The sequence below is a fragment of the Coprococcus sp. AF102-57 genome, assembly GCF_027686195.1.
Classification (GTDB): domain Bacteria; phylum Bacillota; class Clostridia; order Lachnospirales; family Lachnospiraceae; genus Allocoprococcus; species Allocoprococcus comes.
Genome location: NZ_JAQCSY010000006.1, coordinates 81,515 through 104,195 on the forward strand (window position 1 = coordinate 81,515; position 22,681 = coordinate 104,195).

23 protein-coding genes and 1 riboswitch are annotated in these 22,681 nt (G+C 41.7%); of the genes, 16 read left to right on the plus strand and 7 right to left on the minus strand.

Annotated elements, in window-relative coordinates; all coding sequences use genetic code 11:
• Nucleotides 1-99: 99 nt before the first annotated feature.
• Nucleotides 100-2,004, plus strand: a complete 1,905-nt coding sequence (metG, locus tag PGZ10_RS05505; RefSeq protein WP_270540907.1) for a methionine--tRNA ligase — start codon at nucleotides 100-102, stop codon at nucleotides 2,002-2,004.
• 64 nt (nucleotides 2,005-2,068) lie between these two features.
• Here metG and PGZ10_RS05510 read toward each other — a convergent pair whose 3' ends face one another.
• The 4 genes from PGZ10_RS05510 to PGZ10_RS05525 form a co-directional block, all read right to left on the minus strand.
• Nucleotides 2,069-2,305 (minus strand): hypothetical protein, encoded by a 237-nt coding sequence (locus tag PGZ10_RS05510; RefSeq protein ID WP_117558755.1) that lies wholly within the window; start codon nucleotides 2,303-2,305, stop codon nucleotides 2,069-2,071.
• Between the two features lie 172 nt (nucleotides 2,306-2,477).
• On the minus strand, nucleotides 2,478-3,788 hold the full coding sequence (gene thiC, locus PGZ10_RS05515) for a phosphomethylpyrimidine synthase ThiC (RefSeq protein ID WP_270540908.1): 1,311 nt from the start codon (nucleotides 3,786-3,788) through the stop codon (nucleotides 2,478-2,480).
• 273 nt (nucleotides 3,789-4,061) lie between these two features.
• The gene (gene thiW, locus PGZ10_RS05520) at nucleotides 4,062-4,568 is read right to left on the minus strand and encodes an energy coupling factor transporter S component ThiW (RefSeq protein WP_008374099.1); all 507 of its coding nucleotides are present in this window, start codon (nucleotides 4,566-4,568) and stop codon (nucleotides 4,062-4,064) included.
• Between the two features lie 140 nt (nucleotides 4,569-4,708).
• Nucleotides 4,709-4,817, minus strand: a riboswitch (TPP riboswitch).
• A 324-nt stretch (nucleotides 4,818-5,141) separates the two neighbouring features.
• Entirely contained in the window at nucleotides 5,142-5,432 is a 291-nt protein-coding gene (locus tag PGZ10_RS05525) for a hypothetical protein (protein WP_022220418.1), read from the minus strand.
• A gap of 206 nt (nucleotides 5,433-5,638) precedes the next feature.
• On the opposite strand from PGZ10_RS05525, the gene PGZ10_RS05530 reads away from it, so the two are divergent.
• The 6 genes from PGZ10_RS05530 (at nucleotide 5,639) to PGZ10_RS05555 (ending at nucleotide 10,846) form a co-directional block, all read left to right on the plus strand.
• Nucleotides 5,639-6,400: a TatD family hydrolase gene (locus PGZ10_RS05530; protein ID WP_270540913.1), complete on the plus strand. Its 762-nt coding sequence runs from the start codon at nucleotides 5,639-5,641 to the stop codon at nucleotides 6,398-6,400.
• Between the two features lie 33 nt (nucleotides 6,401-6,433).
• Nucleotides 6,434-7,318, plus strand: coding sequence for a 16S rRNA (adenine(1518)-N(6)/adenine(1519)-N(6))-dimethyltransferase RsmA (gene rsmA, locus PGZ10_RS05535; protein WP_118199149.1), 885 nt, complete (start codon nucleotides 6,434-6,436; stop codon nucleotides 7,316-7,318).
• Nucleotides 7,308-7,991, plus strand: coding sequence for a TIGR00266 family protein (locus PGZ10_RS05540; protein WP_055248162.1), 684 nt, complete (start codon nucleotides 7,308-7,310; stop codon nucleotides 7,989-7,991). The genes rsmA and PGZ10_RS05540 overlap by 11 nt, the downstream gene beginning before the upstream one ends.
• 110 nt (nucleotides 7,992-8,101) lie before the next feature.
• Nucleotides 8,102-9,490 carry a citrate/2-methylcitrate synthase gene (locus PGZ10_RS05545; protein ID WP_008374090.1) on the plus strand — a complete coding sequence of 463 codons (1,389 nt, stop codon included), beginning with the start codon at nucleotides 8,102-8,104 and terminating at the stop codon, nucleotides 9,488-9,490.
• Between the two features lie 151 nt (nucleotides 9,491-9,641).
• Nucleotides 9,642-9,899: an HPr family phosphocarrier protein gene (locus tag PGZ10_RS05550; RefSeq protein WP_270540914.1), complete on the plus strand. Its 258-nt coding sequence runs from the start codon at nucleotides 9,642-9,644 to the stop codon at nucleotides 9,897-9,899.
• A 47-nt stretch (nucleotides 9,900-9,946) separates the two neighbouring features.
• Nucleotides 9,947-10,846: a LysR family transcriptional regulator gene (locus tag PGZ10_RS05555; RefSeq protein ID WP_008374087.1), complete on the plus strand. Its 900-nt coding sequence runs from the start codon at nucleotides 9,947-9,949 to the stop codon at nucleotides 10,844-10,846.
• A 16-nt stretch (nucleotides 10,847-10,862) separates the two neighbouring features.
• Here the strand turns inward: PGZ10_RS05555 and PGZ10_RS05560 are convergent, their stop codons facing one another.
• A complete protein-coding gene (locus tag PGZ10_RS05560) occupies nucleotides 10,863-11,951 on the minus strand; it encodes a DUF3810 domain-containing protein (RefSeq protein ID WP_270540915.1) in 1,089 nt (362 codons plus the stop codon).
• A gap of 723 nt (nucleotides 11,952-12,674) precedes the next feature.
• On the opposite strand from PGZ10_RS05560, the gene PGZ10_RS05565 reads away from it, so the two are divergent.
• Together PGZ10_RS05565 and PGZ10_RS05570 are read left to right on the plus strand one after the other, a co-directional pair.
• Nucleotides 12,675-13,808 (plus strand): hypothetical protein, encoded by a 1,134-nt coding sequence (locus tag PGZ10_RS05565; RefSeq protein WP_004844113.1) that lies wholly within the window; start codon nucleotides 12,675-12,677, stop codon nucleotides 13,806-13,808.
• A complete protein-coding gene (locus tag PGZ10_RS05570) occupies nucleotides 13,801-14,169 on the plus strand; it encodes a hypothetical protein (protein ID WP_004844112.1) in 369 nt (122 codons plus the stop codon). Before PGZ10_RS05565 ends, PGZ10_RS05570 begins: the two co-directional genes overlap by 8 nt.
• 170 nt (nucleotides 14,170-14,339) lie before the next feature.
• Here the strand turns inward: PGZ10_RS05570 and PGZ10_RS05575 are convergent, their stop codons facing one another.
• Entirely contained in the window at nucleotides 14,340-15,179 is an 840-nt protein-coding gene (locus tag PGZ10_RS05575) for a helix-turn-helix domain-containing protein (RefSeq protein WP_021865326.1), read from the minus strand.
• Between the two features lie 283 nt (nucleotides 15,180-15,462).
• On the opposite strand from PGZ10_RS05575, the gene PGZ10_RS05580 reads away from it, so the two are divergent.
• The 4 genes from PGZ10_RS05580 (at nucleotide 15,463) to PGZ10_RS05595 (ending at nucleotide 18,497) form a co-directional block, all read left to right on the plus strand.
• Nucleotides 15,463-15,795 carry a hypothetical protein gene (locus PGZ10_RS05580; protein WP_009244196.1) on the plus strand — a complete coding sequence of 111 codons (333 nt, stop codon included), beginning with the start codon at nucleotides 15,463-15,465 and terminating at the stop codon, nucleotides 15,793-15,795.
• A gap of 114 nt (nucleotides 15,796-15,909) precedes the next feature.
• A complete protein-coding gene (locus PGZ10_RS05585) occupies nucleotides 15,910-17,046 on the plus strand; it encodes a replication initiation factor domain-containing protein (protein WP_022431989.1) in 1,137 nt (378 codons plus the stop codon).
• The gene (locus PGZ10_RS05590) at nucleotides 17,039-17,224 is read left to right on the plus strand and encodes a helix-turn-helix domain-containing protein (protein ID WP_004844108.1); all 186 of its coding nucleotides are present in this window, start codon (nucleotides 17,039-17,041) and stop codon (nucleotides 17,222-17,224) included. The genes PGZ10_RS05585 and PGZ10_RS05590 overlap by 8 nt, the downstream gene beginning before the upstream one ends.
• Before the next feature lie 67 nt (nucleotides 17,225-17,291).
• Complete coding sequence (locus PGZ10_RS05595) at nucleotides 17,292-18,497, plus strand: tyrosine-type recombinase/integrase (RefSeq protein ID WP_270540918.1); 1,206 nt, start codon at nucleotides 17,292-17,294, stop codon at nucleotides 18,495-18,497.
• Nucleotides 18,498-18,855: 358 nt separating this feature from the next.
• Here the strand turns inward: PGZ10_RS05595 and PGZ10_RS05600 are convergent, their stop codons facing one another.
• Nucleotides 18,856-20,226, minus strand: coding sequence for an MATE family efflux transporter (locus PGZ10_RS05600; RefSeq protein WP_055155742.1), 1,371 nt, complete (start codon nucleotides 20,224-20,226; stop codon nucleotides 18,856-18,858).
• 305 nt (nucleotides 20,227-20,531) lie between these two features.
• Between PGZ10_RS05600 and PGZ10_RS05605 the strand changes: the two genes are divergently transcribed.
• From PGZ10_RS05605 to PGZ10_RS05615, 3 genes are all read left to right on the plus strand, one after another.
• Nucleotides 20,532-20,792, plus strand: a complete 261-nt coding sequence (locus tag PGZ10_RS05605) for a hypothetical protein (RefSeq protein WP_270540921.1) — start codon at nucleotides 20,532-20,534, stop codon at nucleotides 20,790-20,792.
• A gap of 32 nt (nucleotides 20,793-20,824) precedes the next feature.
• Nucleotides 20,825-21,079, plus strand: a complete 255-nt coding sequence (gene spoIIID / locus PGZ10_RS05610; RefSeq protein ID WP_055155744.1) for a sporulation transcriptional regulator SpoIIID — start codon at nucleotides 20,825-20,827, stop codon at nucleotides 21,077-21,079.
• A 100-nt stretch (nucleotides 21,080-21,179) separates the two neighbouring features.
• A complete protein-coding gene (locus tag PGZ10_RS05615) occupies nucleotides 21,180-22,544 on the plus strand; it encodes an MATE family efflux transporter (protein WP_270540923.1) in 1,365 nt (454 codons plus the stop codon).
• Nucleotides 22,545-22,681: the final 137 nt, after the last annotated feature.

Here is a 22,681-nt window from a genome sequence, read left to right on the forward strand (position 1 = left end):
GGCGGTTTTTTATTTAACAGGAAGTTTCTGTTAAATAAAAGGCACTACGTGCCGGAGATGTGCACTTTTTTAATTTAAAGAAAAAGGAGATAAAGAATCATGGCAGACAAACCAAAATATTATATTACAACTGCAATTGCCTATACATCAGGCAAGCCACATATCGGTAACACATACGAGATCGTGCTGGCAGATGCAATTGCACGTTATAAGAGAAGTCAGGGATATGATGTTTTTTTCCAGACAGGAACTGACGAACATGGACAGAAAATTGAATTAAAAGCAGAAGAAGCGGGCGTTACACCAAAGGAATTTGTAGATAACGTATCCGGGGAGATTAAGAGAATCTGGGATCTGATGAACACTTCTTATGATAAATTTATCCGTACAACGGATGATTATCATGAGAAAGAAGTACAGAAGATATTCAAGAAACTGTATGACCAGGGAGATATTTACAAAGGACACTACGAAGGAATGTACTGTACTCCATGTGAATCCTTCTTCACAGAATCCCAGCTTGTAGATGGAAAATGTCCGGACTGCGGACGCCCGGTACAGCCTGCAAAAGAAGAAGCATACTTCTTCAAGATGAGCAAATATGCAGACAGACTGATTGAATATATCAATACACATCCGGAATTTATCCAGCCGGTAGCACGTAAGAATGAGATGATGAACAACTTCCTTCTTCCGGGACTTCAGGATCTTTGTGTATCCAGAACTTCTTTTAAATGGGGAATTCCGGTAGACTTTGATCCGAAGCATGTTGTTTATGTATGGCTTGATGCACTTACCAACTATATCACTGGTATCGGATATCACTGTGATGGTGAAAGCGATGAAATGTTCAATAAGAACTGGCCGGCAGACCTTCATCTGATCGGAAAAGATATCATCCGTTTCCATACGATTTACTGGCCGATCTTCCTGATGGCACTTGGACTTCCGCTTCCGAAGCAGGTATTTGGACATCCGTGGCTTCTTCAGGGCGATGGAAAGATGAGTAAATCAAAAGGAAATGTACTCTATGCAGATGAACTCGTAGATTTCTTTGGAGTAGATGCGGTCCGTTACTTCGTGCTGCATGAAATGCCGTTTGAAAATGATGGCGTAATCTCCTGGGAGCTGATGGTAGAAAGACTGAATTCCGATCTTGCCAATACACTTGGAAACCTTGTAAATCGTACCATTTCTATGACAAACAAATATTTTGGCGGTACAGTTACTGATAAAGGTGTGACAGAAGAAGTAGATGCAGATCTGAAAGCTGTGACAGAAAATACACCAAAGGCAGTAGAAGCAAAAATGAAGGAGCTGCGTGTGGCAGATGCAATCACAGAAATCTTCAATCTGTTCAAACGCTGCAACAAATATATCGATGAGACCATGCCGTGGGCACTGGCAAAAGAAGAAGACAAGAAGGATCGTCTGGAAACAGTTCTGTGGAATCTGATCCAAAGCATTTCCGAAGGTGCAAAACTGCTTGAATCTTTCATGCCGGAAACAGCTGAAAAGATCCTGGCACAGCTTGGTGGCGGACATGTGGTAGAAAAACCGGAAATCCTGTTCCAGAGACTCGACCTGGAAGAAGTCATGAAAAAAGTAGAAGAGCTTCATCCAAAGGTTGAAGAAGAAAAGAAAGAGGAAGAAGAAGGAATCGACATCGAAGCAAAACCGGAGATCACTTTTGAAGATTTTGAAAAGATGCAGTTCCAGGTAGGCGAGATCATTTCCTGCGAAGCAGTCAAGAAATCCAAGAAACTGCTCTGCTCACAGGTTAAGATCGGAAGTCAGGTAAAACAGATCGTTTCCGGAATCAAAGCACACTATACACCGGAAGAAATGGTAGGTAAGAAGGTTATGGTTCTTGTGAACCTGAAACCTGCAAAACTCGCCGGAGTGCTTTCAGAAGGTATGTTGCTCTGCGCAGAAGATGCAGATGGTAATCTTGCGCTGATGGCACCGGAGAAGAAGATGCCGGCAGGAGCAGAGATCTGTTAATTAAATGATTGGATAAATAAAAACGAGGAGAAGAATCCAGGATCTGGAAACTTCTCCTCAATTTTTAATGTTGAGAATTGTCTGATTTTTTTTCATCTGTGATACTTTCTTCGCTGTTCAGCTTTGATTCTAAACCTGTATTCTTTTCTTTCAGTGTGGCAAGCTGGTGATTCAGCTCCAGATTTTGTGAGTACAGTTTTTTGTTCGACTGTTTGAGTGTATGTATTCTGCACATCGAAAAAATAAGGAGAATAGCAAGTACAATAAGAGTAACATCTTTCCACATTATTTTATTTTTCATAAACCTTTCCCTCCCGTTGTATCCTTTTTGCTGTGTAATCATTATACATCAAACCCGAAAATTTACCACTGGCAAAGTGCTATATTTTGTAGAACAAATAGAGCGAAAATTAGTGAAAAAGAAAAGAACCGGATAATTTCCGATTCTCTTCTTTTGCAAGCAATCTTTAAGTTTACAGAATATCAATATATTCTCCGGCAAGTGCTTTGTTCATACTTCTTACAGCACAGAATTTTCCGCACATACTGCAGGTATCGCTGTGGTCGTCTTCTGGTTTACGACTGTCACGGATTGCCTTTGCTGTTTCAGGATCGAGAGCGCAGGCGTACTGTGCATCCCAGTCGAGAACACGGCGTGCATCTGCCATCTTGTCATCGATATCACGTGCATGCGGGATACCTTTTGCAATATCAGCGGCATGGGCTGCAATCTTAGAAGCAATGATTCCCTGTTTGGTATCTTCTACGTTTGGAAGAGCAAGGTGTTCTGCCGGCGTAACGTAGCAAAGGAAAGCAGCTCCGCTCATAGCGGCAACAGCTCCACCGATGGCAGCTGTGATATGGTCATATCCAGGAGCGATATCAGTAACAAGAGGTCCAAGTACATAGAACGGTGCGCCCATGCAGATACTCTGCTGTACTTTCATGTTGGCAGCAACCTGATCCAGCGGCACATGTCCAGGTCCTTCTACCATAACCTGTACATTATGATCCCATGCACGTTTGGTCAGTTCTCCGAGGCGGACAAGTTCTTCAATCTGGCATACATCTGTTGCATCAGCAAGACATCCCGGACGGCAGGCATCACCAAGAGAAATAGTTACGTCGTATTCTTCGCAGATGTCGAGGATTTCATCGTAATGCTCATAGAATGGGTTTTCTTCTCCGGTCATGCACATCCATGCAAAGACAAGACTTCCTCCACGGCTTACGATGTTCATTTTACGTTTATGTTTTTTGATCTGTTCGATGGTTTTTCTTGTGATTCCACAGTGAAGTGTGACGAAGTCCACGCCATCCTCAGCATGAAGACGGACAACATCAATAAAATCCTGTGCAGTAAGAGTTGCCAGGTCTCTCTGATAATGAATGACACTGTCATAGACCGGTACAGTTCCGATCATAGCAGGGCACTCGTGTGTCAGCTTCTGGCGGAATGGCTGGGTATTACCGTGGCTGGAAAGATCCATAATTGCTTCTGCACCGAGATTAACGGCACTCATAACTTTCTGCATTTCGATATCGTAGTCTTTGCAGTCGCGGGAAACGCCTAAGTTAACATTGATCTTGGTACGAAGCATGCTTCCGACACCTTCCGGATCAAGGCAGGTATGGTTCTTGTTGGCACAGATGGCAACCTTGCCTTCTGCGACAAGCTTCATCAGCTTTTCAACAGACATATGTTCCTTTTTTGCTACGGTTTCGATTTCCGGAGTCAGAATTCCTTTTCTGGCAGCGTCCATCTGGGTTGTGTAATTTCTCATGTTGTTTTGCCTCCGTTTCTTATTGGTTTGTGAGTATCACAAAAATCTGGCGTCAGCAAAACACGGACAGCGTACGCGAAAAAAACCAGACACAGCCTGATGGGTACACTTCCAGTTCGGAATGATAGAATTGCTAACGCCTTTGTCGGAAAATTTCCGGCAATGAACAGGATTTTATTTGAAAATCTCTGCCTTTTATTACGCGATACAAGGTGGTGTCCCCGGTGTAACGCGGTTTCATTTACAGCAGAGTGCTGTAAGAATGAATGATGATTATGCTTCTTTGATCTGTGACATAACGCCGCCTTTTTCCAGAACTGTGATCAGGATGAACGCAAGGATGCTTCCTGCGACAGTGGAAATAAGGAATGGAACGACATAAACGAAAAGTCCTGCCGGCGCAATTCCCATCAGATACAAAGCAACCGGATAAGCGGCAAGTGCGCCAAGGAATCCGGTTCCGATCGCTTCGGCAAGGCAGGTAAGACTTAAGATGTGGCATTTTTTGTAAACAAGACCACAGCATAAAGCACCGACCATGCTTCCAGGGAAAGCCATAAGGCTTCCGAGACCGAGCAGATTGCGGAGTAAACTTGCACAGAATGCAATGCCGACGCCCCATGCAGGACCAAGTGTTACGGCGGCAAGAATGTTGACCATATGCTGTACCGGAGCGCATTTGCTTCCGGCAACCGGTACACTGATAAAGCTTCCGACGATTGCAAGCGCGGTGAGAACACCGGCAAGTGCGAGTTTCTTTGTTGTATTATTTTGTTTCATAGTAGAGTTCTCCTTCCTTTTAAATAAAAAAGGAACTCCACACCTGAGTGGAGTTCCTGCTGTCCGTAATCACGGAACACGTTGTCAGCGTGTTCTGATCTGTCATGTAAAAAAATAAGAGATGCGGAGGCATCTCTATCAAATACATGGTATACATTCCCTCCGTTGGCATTATCCAAATCAGGTTACAGGTCGGGACAGATAAAATCCCCTCTCAGCCAGTTATCTCCAGCTCCCTGGTACATATGAACTTGTACAAGTAGAATTATAGCGCGGCAAGCCGGATTTGACAAGAGGAAATGAAAAAGTATCTCAGAAAAGACATTGTGCAGTTACTGTTCACTCCCGTGTCAATCACTCCGCTGATTGACACGGAGGATGCATGTTTTGGCTTGAATGCATCTCGCCCCATCGCCAAAGGCGATTTAAAATGGCGAGATGGGTTGCTGGTCGCACATCGTGTGAACAGTAACATTGTGCAGAATCAGAGTACATTTTTGTACAATAAAAGACGGACAGAAAGTTCTGCCCGTCCGGAATTTCATTACCGTCTTATGTAGAATACAGCAGAGATTAGCTGAGCTCTACTTTTAAAGCATCTTCCGGTTTGAATTCATTGTAAAGATCATAGATGTTGTGACCAGTAGATTCGCTGAGGACACGGCCTTCCAGAGAGTAGCAGCGGATGAAACGCTTTTTGTCGATTGCTGACCAGTGCTCTACATCCCAGCTCATGTATCCGTCTTCATCAGACTTCTTTTCTTTCAGGTATACATCAACCTGACGTCCGTCTACCATAATGTCTACAAGTTTCTTTGTGTCGGCTTCCAGCTCGACATTGTTTACAGTGTCAAATACTTTCATTTTAAAATCCTCCTATAATATCTGATCAGAATCTTCAGAAATATATTCCCCATACATTTGCAGATGTGATCTATTTGCACTATCTATAGTATACATAGAAGAAACCGGATAAGCAAGTAAAAAAAGTGACTATTCAGCGGCTAAGAATGTGTGGTATACTTAGAACATCTGAGAGCAGTCAGTAAAAAGAAAGCGAGACGAGGAAAATGATATTTGATACACATGCACATTATGATGATGAACAGTTTGACGGGGATCGGGATGAGCTTTTAAAATCTATGCCGGATCTTGGAGTTGGAACGATCGTGGATGTAAGTGCGACTTATGAATCCTGTGAGAAGGTTCTGGCACTTGCCGGAAAGTATCCATATGTTTATGCTGCAATCGGTGTGCATCCGGATGAGGTTGGAGAACTTAACGAAGATAAGATCCAGCACATGAAAGAACTCTGCCGTAACAAAAAAGTGGTTGCAGTCGGAGAGATCGGTCTGGATTATTATTGGGATAATGAATCACATGAGATACAGCAGAAGTGGTTTATCCGCCAGCTGGAGTTTGCGGGAGAAGTAAAGAAACCAGTAATCATCCACAGCAGGGAAGCTGCCGCAGATACCATGTATATCATGAAAAATTATGCACAGGGGCTTGGCGGAGTTATTCACTGCTATTCCTATTCGCGTGAAATGGCTGAAGAATATGTGAAGATGGGATTCTATATTGGAATCGGCGGAGTCGTCACATTTAAGAATGCAAAGAAATTAAAAGATGTCGCAACTGCGATCCCGATCGAGAAGATCGTGCTGGAGACAGACTGCCCGTATATGGCACCGGAGCCGTACCGTGGCAAACGGAATCAGTCTTCTTATATCCGGTATGTGGCTGAGAAAATTGCAGAGTTAAAAGAGATGAGTCCGGAAGAAGTGATCGCTGTGACAGAGAAAAATGCGAGAGATCTGTACGGCATCTAAGACGCAGGCAATGAATAATCAGGAGAATAACAGATGAAAACACCTACACTTGGAAATCCGCAGAATACCATTGAGGTTCTGCAAAAATATAATTTTAATTTTCAGAAAAAATTTGGACAGAACTTTCTGATCGATGAGCATGTGCTGGATAAGATCATTCGTGCAGCCGAGATCACAAAGGATGATTACGTGTTGGAGATCGGCCCTGGAATCGGGACGATGACACAGTACCTTGCCTGTGCGGCAAGAGAAGTAACTGCAGTTGAGATAGACCGTGCGCTGATTCCAATTCTTGAAGACACGCTGAAAGAATATGACAACGTATCGATCATCAATGAAGATATCCTGAAGGTGGATATTGCAGCACTTGCAAAGGAGAAGAACGGAGGACGGCCGATCAAGGTGGTTGCGAATCTTCCATATTATATAACGACACCGATCATCATGGGCTTATTTGAAAGCCATGTGCCGCTTGAGAGTATTACGGTTATGGTACAGAAAGAAGTGGCTGACCGTATGCAGGTAGGGCCGGGAACAAAGGATTATGGTGCACTTTCACTTGCTGTACAGTATTATGCAGAGCCGTATATTGTTGCAAATGTACCCCCGAACTGTTTCATGCCGCGTCCGGCAGTCGGCTCAGCAGTAATCCGCCTGACAAGACATCAGAAGCCTCCGGTAGAGGTTATGGATGAAAAGCTGATGTTCCGCCTTATACGGGCATCCTTTAATCAGAGGAGGAAGACTTTGGCAAATGGCCTTAAGAATTCAGGAGAGCTGAATCTTTCGAAGGAAGTCATTACTGCTGCGATAGAGAAACTCGGAAAAGGAAGCAGTGTCCGGGGAGAAGCACTGGATCTGGAAGAATTTGCCAGACTGACTAATATTATAAAGGAGGAAATGGAGCATGAGGTATGAAATCAAGGGTGATACCCTTCCGGTAGTGATCTGCCATCTGGAAGCTGGCGAGCGTATGATCACAGAGCGGGGATCCATGGCATGGATGTCTCCGAATATGAAGATGGAGACTTCGACAAATGGAGGATTTGGAAAAGCATTTGGAAGAATGTTCTCTGGAGAAGCGATGTTCCAGAATATCTATACCGCACAGGGCGGGAATGGACTGATCGCATTTGCATCCAGCTTTCCGGGTTCGATCAAGGCATTTGAAATCGGACCGGGGCAAGAATATATTTTTCAGAAAAAAGCATTCCTTGCTGGCGAACCTGGAGTAAATATATCTGTTCATTTTCACAAGAAAGTGGCTTCAGGACTATTTGGAGGAGAAGGATTTATCTTGCAGAAGGTATCCGGAAATGGAATTGTATTTGCAGAATTCGATGGACATGTGGTAGAATACGAATTACAACCGGGTCAGCAGATCGTGATTGATTCCGGTTATCTGGCAGCGATGAGTGTAACATGCCAGATGGATATCCAGACTGTGCCGGGACTTAAGAATATTGTCTTTGGCGGAGAAGGATTATTTAATACGGTTATTACAGGACCGGGACATGTATGGCTTCAGACAATGCCGATCAGCAGTGTGGCAGATTCATTGAGACCATATTTTCCAACAAGTAGTAAGTAGTTTACAAATAAGAAGAAGGGACGGGGGACGATGCTAAAAGTGCGTGTTTCCGTCCTTCATTCATACTTTCTGCAGTATTTGCAGAGTCTTTAACAGAAAGGAGTAGATGTATGACAAATTCAGTGAACAGTGCGAAAGATCTGGATAGCATTCTGTTTGATATTTCGCCGAAAATCAAGGAACTTGCCGGATTATGTGAAGCGAATACCGGGATCGACAAAGAACTTTTTGTAAAGCATGATGTAAAAAGAGGTCTCCGTGATGTAAACGGAAAAGGAGTCCTTGCGGGACTTACCAACATTTCCGATGTATGTGCCAAAAAGATTGTAAATGGCGAAGAAGTTCCGTGTGCCGGTAATTTGTATTATCGAGGCTATAACATCAAGGATCTGGTTCGTGGATTCTTGGATGCGGATCATTTTGGATATGAAGAAATTGCATATCTGCTTCTTTTTGGTGAACTTCCGACGGTTGTACAGTTGGATGGGTTTCATGAGACACTGACGGAGAGAAGGACACTTCCGCCGAATTTTGTGCGCGATGTTATTATGAAGGCACCGAGCCATGATATGATGAACAATATTTCAAGGGCGATTCTGAATCTGTATTCTTACGATGAAAAAGCTGATGATACTTCAATCCCGAATGTTCTCAGACAGTGTCTGAACCTGATCAGTGAATTTCCGATGCTGATGGTCTACGGATATCATGCATACAATTATCGTCAGGGTCAGGATATGTACATCTATGCACCGGATCCGCAGAAGTCCACCGCGGAAAATATTCTGATGATGCTTCGTGAAGACCGACAGTATACGGAGCTGGAAGCAAGGATCCTGGATATGGCACTTGTGCTGCATATGGATCATGGTGGTGGAAATAACTCTACATTTACTACCCACGTTGTCACTTCGTCCGGAACAGACACCTATTCTACAATTTCTGCTGCAATGGCATCGTTAAAAGGTCCGAAGCACGGCGGTGCGAACATCAAAGTGACGCAGATGTTTGCTGATATGAAAGAAGAGGTCAAAGACTGGGAAGATGACGATGAGGTAAGAGCATATCTGGAAGGTCTGCTTGCAAGGGAGAGGTTTGATAAAAAAGGTCTGATCTATGGAATGGGTCATGCGATTTATTCAGTATCTGATCCACGTGCTGAGATTTTCAAGAAATTTGTGGCTCAGCTTGCACATGAAAAAGGATACGATAAAGAATACGCACTTTATGAGAAAGTGGAACATATGGCACCGGAAATCATTGCCGAAAAAAGAAAGATGTATAAAGGGGTAAATGCAAATGTCGATTTTTACAGCGGACTGGTTTACCATATGCTTGGAATTCCGGAGCAGCTTTATACGCCGATCTTTGCCGCAGCGCGAATCGTTGGATGGAGTGCACATCGTCTGGAAGAACTGATCAATGTGGATAAGATTATTCGTCCGGCATATATGCCACTGGCAGAGTATCGAGAATATAAAAATTTAAATGACCGATAGTGTTGACAAACTGCTATGTAGTATGTAAAATAAAGAAACAGCTGATATATTCGAATGACATATCAGACATTTCAAAGAGACATTTCTCAAATTGTACGATATTGTGTAAACTAGACATCAGGAAAAAAGACTTGTGGAGGGTTGACCTATTATGGTACAGAAGAATATACGTTTTATGACTACAGGACAATTGATGACTTTTTGTAATGTCTGCCAGAAGATGAATGCAGATATTACGGTAAAGGATGTGACAGGACGTTTCGAGATCGATGCCAAATCGATCGTGGGACTGATGACGATAAGAATGGGAGAGAAGATGCATCTTCTGATCGAAGGCGAAGAGGAATATCTGGCCGACAGTTATTTTGAAAAATTTGACTGTACACCGGTTACGATTCCGTTCAGTTAAAGGCGGCACTGGATATGCCGGAGATATACGGAACAAGGAGCAGGAAGATGGAAGTTACCTATGATTATTACCGTATTTTTTATTATGCGGCAAAGTATAAAAGTTTCTCACAGGCGGCGACAATCCTGATGAGTAATCAGCCGAATGTAACGAGGGCAATCCACAATCTGGAAAGTCAGCTTGGATGCAGATTATTTATCCGGTCTAACCGGGGAGCAGAGCTTACACCGGAGGGAGAACGGCTTTATTCACATGTTGCAATTGCATACGATCATCTGCATGCAGCAGAGCTAGAGCTTGAAAATGAAAAGAAGCTGGAACAGGGAACCGTAACGATTGGGGTAAGTGAGATTGCATTGCATTTGCTTCTGCTTCCGGTGCTGGGAGAGTTTAGAAGAAAGTATCCTAAAATCAGACTTCGCATTTCGAGTTATACAGCACCACAGGCGATACAGACGGTTCGAAACGGACTTTCAGATTTTGCGGTAGCATCTACACCGGCAGAGGTGAAAAAGCCTTTAAAGGCAATTCCGCTTCTTTCATTTAAAGAAATTCTGGTTGCGAATGCGGCGTACAAAGATATGTTTAAAGAACCGGTAAGTTTGAAAAAGCTGGTGGAGTATCCATTTATCTGCCTTGGGAAAAACACGTCAACTTATGATTTTTATACCAGATTTTTTCTGGAGCATGGAATTGCAATGACGGCAGATACCGAAGCAGCAACCATCGATCAGATTCTGCCGATGGTAAGACAGAATCTGGGAATCGGGTTTATTCCGGAACCGCTTGCACAGGAAGTGATCGAGCAGGGCATTGTCATTCAGGTTCCACTATTGGAAGAACCACCGGTAAGAGAAATCTGTTTTGTGGAAGATAAGAGCAGCCCTCACAGCATGGCGGCAAACGTATTGAAAGAGATGCTGTTTCAGGCTGGAGAGAAAGAGTAAACTTTATAAGAAAGAATTATTTTGACCGGAACCAGGTGATCATCAGATCAACCATCCGGTCATAACTTTTTATCCCGTCACTTTGGCCATTTGCTTTCAGATAGTGGTCATTGATCTGACCAGATACTTCGGCGACCTTGTTGTCATATCGCTTCCAGAAGCTGCTGTTAGCCGAAAGATCTGCCTTTACATTGTCAGAAAGCCTGTTGTAGATTTCCTCAAAGGTGTCGTAATCGACTTCGTAAAGTTCATTGGTTGCGTAGATCCAGCCAAGAAGATAGCCGCTGTAGTTGAAGGCGGTATCGTCGGCATTTACACAGGCGAGAAAACCGATAAAATTTGCTTCTTCCTCCTGCATAAATCCACGCAGATGCGAAAGTTCGTGACAGATGGTAAATGGAAGATTGTAGGAAACCATTGCGGAGTTATAGTTTGCCTCAATGGTAAATGGTGAATAGATCCCGGAAAGATTCTGTACCGAGAGAAAAGCCGGAAATAAAAGACCTTTTGGCTGTGGATAGTATCCGGAAAGTTCAGGGTAGGTAGTACCGAGGGAGAACATAGCAGCTCGTGCACGATCCTGCAGATCCTTACCCATATCAGCAAGACCGTCAGAATCCCGGTCTAAAGAATCAGAAAGTGCATTTAACTGATCAGTCAGTTCGTTGCATAAAGAGGTCAGTTCAGCCAGAGTATACTGACCGGATTCCAGGTGATATTTTTCTGCAAATGAAGTATGTCCGTAGTTGATTCCGCAGAAAAAAGTATAAATGGTAAACAGACATCCGCAGAGAAGCAGGAGTGAGGAACCGTAGCCGAGCCAGGCAGGGTTCTTTTTTGGGGCATACATTTTGTAAATGGAGCTGACCAGCATCCGGATCAAGGAAAGAAACAGAAGAATGACAAAAATATACAATCCAATTTCAGAAACAGAAAATGGGAAGATTCCGAAAAAGCGTCCGATGGACGAAACGAAAAGCGGGTAAATGGTGGAAGAATACCAATCCGCGAATGCAGAGCTTTTGTGGCTGATGAAAAGAGCAAGGAAACTTATGGCAAATAAAAGAATTGAAAAAATCAGTTTATGTAAAGTAGGGCGTTTCATAATAAATCCTTTCCGGTAATTGAGGATAAAAAGTATGATGTACCAGAGAGACATTCGTGCAAGGTCGTAAAAGGTTTGAGTTCATTTGATGATGAATGGCCGTGACTAACGTTCTGTGCAGGTAGATATCCGGGCACACGGTACTGCATTTACAAATAAAATATGGGACGGAGGATAACCTTCGTCCCAGAATAATATTCTGTAAAAATCAAAGTGCGGCAATCGGGCATGCCCGATTGCGCTCACTTTATGAGGGGGGAGATAGTTGTTTCCCAACTATCCATTTATTACTATACGATGAAAATGTGTCAAAAGTGTTAAGAAATTATAAAATCTGATTAAAAATATAAAAATGATAGGTTTATAGAATATTAAAAAAATCCACAACGCAAGAACCTCTCCATAATGGAGAGGTTCTTGGTGTTTTTATTGTTATCTAAAAGGAATGAGGGATTATCGAACTGGTTTATATTGTGTTACAAAGTGTTGTAAAGCCCGGAATTACAGGCTTTTTTAAAATTGACTTACATATAAAGTGTTATATTTATTTATCCTGATTTGACCGAAATTTGCCCCGAGATTCTTTGTTTGGATTTGTTTGAAAATAGTTTGATAAAAATAAAATAGAATGAAATATTTGAAATAAACATAAAAAATATAGACAAAATAGGGAATAAGATATAATATTAAAGTAAATATATAATCTAAGGAGGAAGGATATTTATGAGAAAAATTTTTAAACGATTTGCTTCACTTTTGACAATCTTTATATTGACTATTATGTCAATAGTTCCTGTCCATGCATCGGAGAATACTTCTGTTGTAAATGTTACGGATGATTTGGCGATACAGATGGCAGAACGTTTTGCAAAGGGAATAGGAGAAAATAGCAATATTGTTGCTAATAATCCGAGAAAATTTTATGATACAACAGGTCAAGCTATTGGATATATTGTAAATTACAATTTAGAAAACAAACCATATGGATATGTAGTTTTTGATACTACGTGTGAATCTTTGATATCAGAATACTCATTTGGTAATAATTCAGCAAATCCATATGAGGTGATTTATCAAAGTGAAGCAAATGTATTTAGTGAAAAAGCAAATACCTCTGAAATATATAAAATAGCTCCGTTTGAATATGGTATTGTTGATAATTTGGGAAAGATTAGAACGAATTATGGTGAAACATTAGAAAAAACAGTACTGTCCTTGAATGAGAGTAGGGGAAAAGACCCAGCTACTTGGGATGAGGTTTTGCTAGATATTGATGAAGTTTATGAAAACTACACGCTTGTTTCAACAAATCATCTTCAAGAATTTATTTCCTTTAATGAGCCGTATATAGAAAGTGTAACAGGACATTATGCATGTGCAGTTAGTGCATTATTAGCATGTGGTGCATATTATAATGCTGTTGATTATACAGATATTGCAGGTGATTATATGGATATTTGGGATTCAACAGGAACGACAGTTTCATCGGAGAGTGGAGGAATAACATATGGTTCAACAACTATTGGCAATATTGGACCTGGATTTGTGGACTTTTGTGCTGGAAAGAATGTTTCTGTAACACAAAATACTGACTATAGTCCCAATTATAATTTTTTCACTAATTGCATTGATAGAGGAGATATAGCAGTTGTCCATTGTGGTATAATTAGCAGTGATACTGGAGAACGTGCGGGGCATTCAATGGCAGCAGAGGGATATGCAACTTTGCGAGCATATAATTCTGGAAATACAGTACATACATTGATGGTATTTGATGGATGGGGGGATACAGTACGTTATTTGAATTTTGATTTTGATAGTTGGACAGACATATCGGGGACTACATTTAATGGATAAGAAACGATTGATTTTGTTAATCATACTTTTGCTTGCAATAGTATTAATTGTGCTTGGCGTAAAAGGAAATGTTTTTAAGGAGAATCGTCAAAATATGGAGTTGCGTTCTAGTGGAGATGATAATTCTCATTGGTTTCATTTGAGTGGGGTTGTTGTAGAGAAAACTTTTGATACACTTTTAATAGAACTAAATGAGAAGGAAGAAAGTAGTCTATTTTTTGATACGACAAAAGTTAGTTTAGATTGTACTAAGTGTAAAGGTGATCTAGAACAAGTATCAGAAGGAAATGTTATTAAATTTTATTTTTTTAAGTATAATATTGATGGTGAAACGGTAAAAATTGAAAGAATAGTAAGATAAAAGTATAAGTAAGAGTTCTGCTATCAGAACATTATTATTAGTGAGGTAAAGGAACAAGGCGAAGCCGAGACGCCGTAGGGCAGTCCTTTACGGAACGGACACAGCCAATACCATCATGATACATAAGAGGACTTGAAAGGTCACAAACCTTGCAAGTCCTCTTGTTTATCTTATGGGTTACTTCTGTCGGATTGCATTTTCCGATAGACCGCTTCTTTCGTGGCTTCTCGGAAAAAGCTATCCTGTCTGGTATATGACAGATGTTCATTCTGGATATAAGCGTCTGATTCGCAATCATATTCGTAAGGGATTACCTGTGCTGTTCCCTGTTTTTCATCAATTCCATAGATAATTACTTTGGAATCTCTCAATGCCAGTCCGAGTGTCAGAAAGCCGGAAGTGAAATAATTGTTGTTGTGTGGAGCGGTTATGCTTTTCAGTGCATGAAAGAAGTCTGCTACTTCCTCAGTCTGTCCATTCTCAAAAGCCGGAATGATATGTAAGGTGTTGTTTGCCTTATCTGCATATGCCCGGCAGACCAGAACGGAAGAATCCGCTTTTTGTATGATACCGTCAAAATAATCGCCGGAGTATGCAGTTGGCTGATAGAAAATGGCGGTTTCTTTTGTTGTAAGGTTATGATAAGTCAGAAAGCCGTTTACAAGCCGGACAATCTCGATATCATCCCCGTAGGTAAATCCGTTCTGCTCTAAAAGAGAATAGAAAGTTCTGGTAAATTCTTCCGGCAGTTCAATCCCCAGTTTTTCTGTGATAAGCATATCTACATATTCTTTAAATGAACCATACAGAAGTTCATTCAGTGTCATATTGCCCAACGTGGCAATCTGCTTCAAGCGTTTCTCATTGGGAAGATTCACACCCTTTTCCCAACTGTTTACAGAGCCTTTCGGGGCATTATCTATGATTTCCCCAAACTTCTGCATACTGTAACCGTATTTCTTGCGTATCTGTAAAATTCGTTTTCCTACTGCTTCTTTATTCACAAACATATGCACACCTCGTTTCTGTTTTCATCATAACACAAGATAAGGATAAATGTAAGGGTAAAATTATAATAAGTTATAAAAAGATATAGTTAAGCGTTTGAAATACAAAAATAAAAAGTAAGGGAAAAAGTAAAATAATTGTTGACAAGAAGAAAAAACAGGTCTATGATGAGGTTAAGAGGTAAGGAGAAAAGTAATGAAATAAATATAGACGTGGATATGAAAAGGACTTGTCACACTTACCAGACACTCATTCACCATGATTTCAAAAAAGGAGAAATGTAGCATGCAGATTACATTGACAAAAGAACAGGTCAGAGAAGCGTTCGGGGAACTCCGTTACATGGGAGCAGACTACTGCTACAAGTATGATAAGGAAACCCGGAAGAAAACCGAGGAAGTGGAAGCATTGAAACTTCACCTCGGAAGCATGAAACTTGGAAACAGCGTAGATATCCGTCTGGAAGCAACAGAACTTCCAAAGGTAGAGCCTTACACAGTGGTAGAACTAGAAGAAGCGGTATATGCCCCTTATGTGCAGAGAGGAAACTTCCCGGTATTGGTTGACAGAATCTCCTGCAAGGGTATCCGTGTTGTTACCGGAAAAGGAAACGTGTAGAGACTGTTCCCGGAAATTCTCTGCGGACTGCTCCGTACAGCGTGAAAGGAGCAAAGGGAGTAGAGGAAGTTCCGGGAACGTGGCGAAAGCCACGGCATACTACGAAAGGCAGGGATGATGATAACAGAGGTAATGAAAATTTCAGAACCCCCCTATACTAACAGGGGGGTAACTCGTCAGAAAGAAGATTTGACAGCACTGATTGACTGGTGTCAGATTACTGTCAAAGGTGTAGACGTGTTCATAATCATAGAAGATATCTTGCGGATTCCACTGAGTTTTATGGAACTGCATGGTAAGGAAAAAGGAATTGCTGGACACGAACTGATAGCAAGATTTGACAATATCAAGATTCTGAAACCGACAGGAAATGCACAGTATGAGGGATTTCAGATTCTTATGAGTGGTTCGGGGTGCAGGAATTATGAAAATTTCCTTATGATGAATAAGGAAACATGGTTTGATTTTCTGGAAAGAGTTTGCAGATACCCGGTGAATTTTCCGAGGATAGACTTGGCAATCGACGATACAAAGCCTTATCTGTCTATCCCGGAATTGATTCGTCTGAAAAACGAGGGGCTGATATCTAGTCAGTTGCGTGATACAGCAGAGAATCGTTCTGATAGACTGAAAGAGGATGAAATAGAAGCGCAGGGAAAAACACTATATCTCGGCAGTAAACACAGTGATTTTCGGATTACATTCTATGAAAAGGGATATGAACAGGCAGAAAAGTTCGGAAAAGAACTCAACCCGGACTGGAACAGATATGAACTTCGATTCCGGCACAAAAAAGCGGTCAGATTAGTAGAAGAACTTCTGAAAGACAGGGATGTGGCACGGATTGCGTTGTCTGTATTAAACGAGAAAGTGCGGTTTTTACAGAAGCCGGAAAACAGCACGGTTACAAGAAAACGGCTTTATCCTACTTATCCCCCGTGGGAAGAACTCATGCAGGATGTAGGGAAGATAAAGTTGACCATGAATCCAGAGAAAAAGACACTGGAACGAACATGGCAGTGGCTGAACGTAGCAGTTTCGCCCTCTTTAAAGCTAATGGATAAAATCGGAAAACTGGATAACAGAGATTATATCCGCCAGCTAATAGAACGGGGGCAGATGAACGAAGAACAACAACGCATATATGAGGACTATAAAAAATCTTTCCTTTTGAGGGAAGAAGAAAGGAGAATCTTTGACAGAACATACACAGAAAACGATACAGACAAAGAAAGCCCTTACAGTGAATGAAGCGTCAGAGTATACGGGAATTGGAAGAAATAATCTGCGAAAGCTGATTACATGGCAGAAGATTCCGGTCATAAGGATTGGAAATAAGATTCTTATACGCTCTGAGGTTTTAGACCAGTTTTTGAAGAAAAACGAAGGGCATAATCTGAAAAATAAATATGAAGTAATTGCAGTATAAACACAAATAAGCATATAATACTGTCAGACCAGTTCTGATAGTCCTTGCACGGAAAGGAGCGTGCAGATTGGGCAAGGACTTAAAAGGAAATCCATTACCGCCGGGAATTATGCAGAGAAAAAGCGGAATTTACAGAGGGCGGTTTTATTACAAAGGAGAAACGTATACAAAAGATAATGCGGACTTAAAAAAGTTAGTTCAAGAAATGGAAGATTTACGCTATGAAGTCAAGCATGGGTTGAAAGGAAAGGGCGATAATATCACTCTGGATGCATGGTTTGATATCTGGCTGAATACCCATAAGAAGCGGACTATCAAGGAGAGTACACAAGTACGTTATGATGATTTTTACAGACGTTACATAAAGAAGCAGATAGGAAAACAACGTGTGGCAGATTTTAATCCGATTATTTTGGAACGTCTGCTTCAGAATATGGCAGATGATGATTACAGCACAAAGACTATACGGGATGTGTATAATATTCTCAATGCTATGTTCAAATATGCAGTGCATAACAGGATTCTTACATTCAACCCATGTGCAGGAGTGGAAGTTCCCAAAACAAAGACAAAACAGATACGGGTACTGACTGTGAAAGAACAACGGGAAGTATTGGAACACGCAAAGGAGAGAATACACGAGAATCTCATACAGGTAGCACTCGGAACGGGAATGCGTGGCGGAGAACTGCTTGGGCTTACATGGGATGATGTAGATTTTCGGAAACGGGAAATTTCTGTAAATAAAACGTTGGTGTATATCAAAGATAAGGAAACAAAGAAGTATGTATTCAAGTACCAGACACCAAAGACAAAGAACAGTATACGGACGATTCCCATGCAGGACAGTGTGTATAAGGCTTTAAAACGTCAGTGGATTCAGTTGAAAGAAATGCAGTTGTCAGCTAGTGAATGGCAACCATTAGAGGGATTTGAAAATCTTGTGTTTGTTGGAAAGAACGGAAAACCGATTACAGAACACACCTTTCAAGTGACGTTAGACTGGATAGAAAAATCTATCAATAAGGAACGAAAAAAGCAGGCAGAGAAAAACAAGACAGTGTTTATACCGATTCCGCATTTTTATCCACATGCACTTCGTCATACTTTTGCAACGCGTTGTTTTGAAGCCGGGATTGACGCAAAGGTAGTACAAGGATTCCTCGGACATTATTCCATAGCAATCACACTGGATTTGTATACGCACGTCACAGATGATAAAGCAAAATCGGAAATGGATAAATTACAGAATTTGTATAAGGAAATCATATAATCAGAACAAGAATAAGAAAGAGAATAGAAAAGGTGCAACATTTCTTTAGAAAATTATTTGACCGAGATTTGACCGAAGCGGATTTTGCAACAAGTACAGAACAGCGAAAACCCGCTAACCACAAGGGCTAACGGGCTTCGTTGTTTTATAGTTATCTAAAGGAATGAGAGTAAAGTGCAGCAATCAGAATTCTGACTGCTTCTACTTTATGAGGGGGAGATAGTTGCTTTATCAACTATCTGATTATTAGTATACAGATAATTTGTGACAGAAATATGTTCAAACTCTAAAAAAAATCAAAAAAATATGAAGAAGAAATAAACAAAACAGGAAAAAATAAAAAAGGTGGGTAGTTAAATTAATTGTCATTAGCGTCAGGTAGGTGTCTGCTGGTGTGGTGGAAGGTGAAGTAGAAAACAATTCCTTTGGTGATAGAGGTAATTGTAAGTGCCCACCATACACCATTCAGACCGAGGCTGGTTTGAGTGAGGATCATGGCAAGTGGGATTCTGGCACTGGTGAGGACAATGCTGATGATACTGCAAAGCTTTGTCATACCAAGACCGGAAAGTGCGCCGATGGTCATAAGCTCAATGGTCATAAAGGTTTCGCTGAATCCGATGATGATCAGATAGTTGATCGCAATCGCCAGAACATCTTTTTCGTGGAAGAAAAGGGAAGCAATCGGTCCTGGCAGGAATACGAAAGCACCGGTTACAATGAGTCCCCAGACAGCGAGGATTTTAAATGAAATATTATATCCTTTCCGAATACGGTCTGGTTTCTTTGCACCGTAGTTCTGACCAACGAAAGCATTTAACGCAGCAGCAAAGCCGTCAGCAGTGTTCCATGAAACAGATTCAATCTGTCCGCCGACTCGCTGTGTGGCAATGGCACCTGCCCCGAATGCAGAAACCATTCGTGTGAGAATCATGGAAATCATGCAGTAAATACTGCTCTGTACTGCTGTCGGAAATCCAATTTTAAAAATACTGATGTAGTATTTTGCAGGGAAACGCGACAGTACATGCATGTTTTGCAGAATATTTGGTTCCAGATCAGAGTGCATAATTCGAATCAGCATGACGATCAGAACCAGTATCTGCGAGGTCACGGTAGCAACTGCAGCGCCAACAACCTCAAGCCTTGGAAATGGTCCAAATCCGAGGATCAGAATCGGATCCAGGATCATATTACCAACCAGTCCAAGAAGATTTGCCATAAGCGGTGTCTTGGAATCTCCCTGCGCAGTAGAAAGTCCGGTCAGAGTTAGATTTAAAAATGAAAACAGAATCAGTCCGCAGGTGATCAGTGTATATAATTTCGCAGCGGTATAAGTTTCTGCATCTCCGAGGTTAAAAAAGCCGAGCAGCGGATGAATAAACACGATACATACTGCAGCAAATAAAATTCCCAGTAAAAATGTAAGTCGCAGAGCGGAAGCGGCATATCCCCTTGCCTGTTCATAGTCTCCGCGTCCACAGGCCTGTGCGACATTGACCTGTCCGCCCATTCGCGGAAGTGCCACGAGCCCTTGTGAGAGCCAGACGTACATTCCCCCAACGCCCACCCCGGCAACGGCTTTGGAACCCAGCATGCCGATCCATGCCATGTCCGTAATATTGTAGGCTGTCCCCAGCAGCGAGGAAGCCATGATCGGAAGTGCCAGCTCTGCCAGCGTCTTTAGAATCGGTCCGGAAGTCAGGTCGATTGTTTTTGTTTTACTCATTTTCTCAAATCCTTACCTGTAAAAATAATAAAATTCACCAATGCTGCAAATATGTCAGCATGGCGTACTATGATAAGGATAACTTATGAGGAGGGGAAAGTCAATCTGGAGAATTCGCGAAATAAGCATGCCCTTTCAAGGAAGGATGGAGAAGATAACCAGAATTCCAAAATAAAAGCCTTTGATTGCACGCCGCGTGCAGCTATAGGCTAGAAAGGGAAAGGAGGATATTATTGATGTGATCCGGGAAAGCGTGGATATTCTTGAGGTTATGAAACCAGTGTATAACTTTAAGGCATCCGGAGATGATGGACCTTGGAAGAAGAAAAACAGGAAAGCAGGGGAAGCTGATGGAAAAAATAATAGTACAAAAACTTCATGAAATAGAAGAAAAAGAGCATGGTAAAATATTACTGGCAGGTCAGTGGATTCTGGAGAGTGAAATAGCAGGATTGAGAGAGAAAGCGGGAAAATTAAGGAAAGAAAAAAAGGTAAGTTGGGAGAAATTGAATGAGATATTTTTGAAGGAAGTTCAATCAGACATACATCCCTTCGCCTTTGCATAGATTGTAAAAAAACAAACTATGCAGGGGTTTTTATGAAAGATTATATTGAGGAGAGAGCGGTTGAGATTGCTTATTATATTATTGAAAATAAGGCGACGGTGAGGCAGACGGCGGTGGCGTTTGGGGTAAGTAAGAGTACGATACATAAAGATGTAACAGAACGTCTTCTCCAGATCAACCCATCTCTTGCAGGTGAGGCGCGAAAGGTTCTGGATCTGAACAAATCGGAACGGCACATCCGGGGCGGACTTGCTACCAGAGAAAAGTACCTGCATCAGCACGCATAAAAAATCCTTTTCTTTGCAAAAAGATGGTGTATTACATTTTTACAGTATATAATAGAGAAAACGGGGATATACAAAAGAGAAGGGACAGGAAAAGAGAAGAATGGGGAAAACGAAACAAAAACAGGATCGAAGTCATTATCTGTTTTCCAATCGGGAACTGGCAAATCTGATCGGACCTTTGGTAATCGAGCAGTTATTGGCAGTTTTTGTTGGGATGGCAGATTCTATTATGGTTGCAAATGTTGGAGAAGCAGCTGTGTCGGGCGTGTCGCTGGTTGACAATATTATGATTCTGATCATCAATATTTTTGCAGCACTGGCGACTGGTGGAGCAGTTGTTGCCGGACAGTATATTGGCAGGAAAGATGAAAAATCAGCATGTAAAGCGGCTACACAGCTGGTATGGTTTGTGAGTCTTAGTGCGGTTGCGATCATGATATTGGTTTACTTCGGAAAAGATATAATTCTGAATCAGGTATTTGGTCACATTACAGCGGAAGTAAAAGGACATGCAGATATTTATCTGCTAATTGTAACAGCTTCGATTCCATTTATCGCGTTATATAATGGTGGGGCAGCAATTTTCCGTGCGATGGGGAATTCGCAGGTATCCATGCGGGTATCGCTTTTGATGAATGCAATCAATGTAACCGGAAATGCAATTCTTGTGTTCGGATTACGGATCGGAACGGCGGGTGTTGCAATACCGACACTGATTTCCAGAATGGTTGCCGCGATAGTGATAACAGTGTTGCTCTGCAATCAGACACGTATCTTGCATATTGAGCGGACACTGAAAATTCGGTTTGATGGAAGAATGATACGGAAAATACTTGCAATTGGGGTTCCCAATGGTCTGGAAAACAGTATGTTTCAGCTGGGCAAAATTTTAGTGCTGAGTCTGGTTTCAACCTTCGGTACTTATGCAATTGCGGCAAATGCAGTTTCCAATGCGATTGCGCTGTTCCAGATTCTTCCTGGAATGGCGATCTCGCTGGCAATTACGACAGTTATTTCCCAGTGCGTCGGCGCAAATGACTATGAACAGGTACATTACTATCTGAAAAAACTGCTTGCGATCATTTATGTGGCAATGGTGGGAACGGTAGCACTTATTTTCCTTACACTTCCATTGATTTTGAAAGCATACAATTTGTCAGATCAGACAGCTGCGGCAGCAACAAATATTATTCATTTCCATGGAATCAGTGCAATGATTATCTGGCCACTTTCATTTGCTCTTCCAGCAGCGTATCGTGCGGCAGGAGATGCAAAAGCCTGTATGTATACATCGATTGTGTCGATGTGGATTTTCCGGATCGGATTCAGTTATCTGGTAGGAAAATATATGGGACTGGGAGTATTTGGCGTGTGGGTTGCAATGGTGATCGACTGGGTAGTACGTGCAATCTGTTTTGTTATCCGGTACTTTAATGGAAAGTGGAAACATGGGGCAATTGTGTAAATACAGAAGAAAGTTGTCATTTGTAAGATGGTTAGAAAGATGATGCCTGAATATGAGTTTTAATTGCAGACCAGAGTTCAAACTTTGGTTCGGGCGATAGAAAATGCTTGTAAAACATCCAGAGCTCTACTATAATA

Excerpts from the sequence above, each read along its gene's own strand:
- PGZ10_RS05510 (WP_117558755.1), bottom strand. The coding sequence starts at position 2,305 with ATGAAAAATAAAATAATGTGGAAAGATGTTACTCTTATTGTACTTGCT.
- PGZ10_RS05540 (WP_055248162.1), top strand. The coding sequence starts at position 7,308 with ATGAGGTATGAAATCAAGGGTGATACCCTTCCGGTAGTGATCTGCCAT.
- PGZ10_RS05600 (WP_055155742.1), bottom strand. The coding sequence starts at position 20,226 with ATGAGTAAAACAAAAACAATCGACCTGACTTCCGGACCGATTCTAAAG.
- PGZ10_RS05530 (WP_270540913.1), top strand. The coding sequence starts at position 5,639 with ATGATATTTGATACACATGCACATTATGATGATGAACAGTTTGACGGG.
- thiW (WP_008374099.1), bottom strand. The coding sequence starts at position 4,568 with ATGAAACAAAATAATACAACAAAGAAACTCGCACTTGCCGGTGTTCTC.
- PGZ10_RS05560 (WP_270540915.1), bottom strand. The coding sequence starts at position 11,951 with ATGAAACGCCCTACTTTACATAAACTGATTTTTTCAATTCTTTTATTT.
- PGZ10_RS05615 (WP_270540923.1), top strand. The coding sequence starts at position 21,180 with ATGGGGAAAACGAAACAAAAACAGGATCGAAGTCATTATCTGTTTTCC.
- rsmA (WP_118199149.1), top strand. The coding sequence starts at position 6,434 with ATGAAAACACCTACACTTGGAAATCCGCAGAATACCATTGAGGTTCTG.
- metG (WP_270540907.1), top strand. The coding sequence starts at position 100 with ATGGCAGACAAACCAAAATATTATATTACAACTGCAATTGCCTATACA.
- PGZ10_RS05570 (WP_004844112.1), top strand. The coding sequence starts at position 13,801 with ATGGATAAGAAACGATTGATTTTGTTAATCATACTTTTGCTTGCAATA.
- PGZ10_RS05545 (WP_008374090.1), top strand. The coding sequence starts at position 8,102 with ATGACAAATTCAGTGAACAGTGCGAAAGATCTGGATAGCATTCTGTTT.
- PGZ10_RS05605 (WP_270540921.1), top strand. The coding sequence starts at position 20,532 with ATGATGGACCTTGGAAGAAGAAAAACAGGAAAGCAGGGGAAGCTGATG.
- spoIIID (WP_055155744.1), top strand. The coding sequence starts at position 20,825 with ATGAAAGATTATATTGAGGAGAGAGCGGTTGAGATTGCTTATTATATT.
- thiC (WP_270540908.1), bottom strand. The coding sequence starts at position 3,788 with ATGAGAAATTACACAACCCAGATGGACGCTGCCAGAAAAGGAATTCTG.
- PGZ10_RS05555 (WP_008374087.1), top strand. The coding sequence starts at position 9,947 with ATGGAAGTTACCTATGATTATTACCGTATTTTTTATTATGCGGCAAAG.
- PGZ10_RS05565 (WP_004844113.1), top strand. The coding sequence starts at position 12,675 with ATGAGAAAAATTTTTAAACGATTTGCTTCACTTTTGACAATCTTTATA.
- PGZ10_RS05585 (WP_022431989.1), top strand. The coding sequence starts at position 15,910 with ATGATGATAACAGAGGTAATGAAAATTTCAGAACCCCCCTATACTAAC.
- PGZ10_RS05550 (WP_270540914.1), top strand. The coding sequence starts at position 9,642 with ATGGTACAGAAGAATATACGTTTTATGACTACAGGACAATTGATGACT.
- PGZ10_RS05580 (WP_009244196.1), top strand. The coding sequence starts at position 15,463 with ATGCAGATTACATTGACAAAAGAACAGGTCAGAGAAGCGTTCGGGGAA.
- PGZ10_RS05575 (WP_021865326.1), bottom strand. The coding sequence starts at position 15,179 with ATGTTTGTGAATAAAGAAGCAGTAGGAAAACGAATTTTACAGATACGC.
- PGZ10_RS05525 (WP_022220418.1), bottom strand. The coding sequence starts at position 5,432 with ATGAAAGTATTTGACACTGTAAACAATGTCGAGCTGGAAGCCGACACA.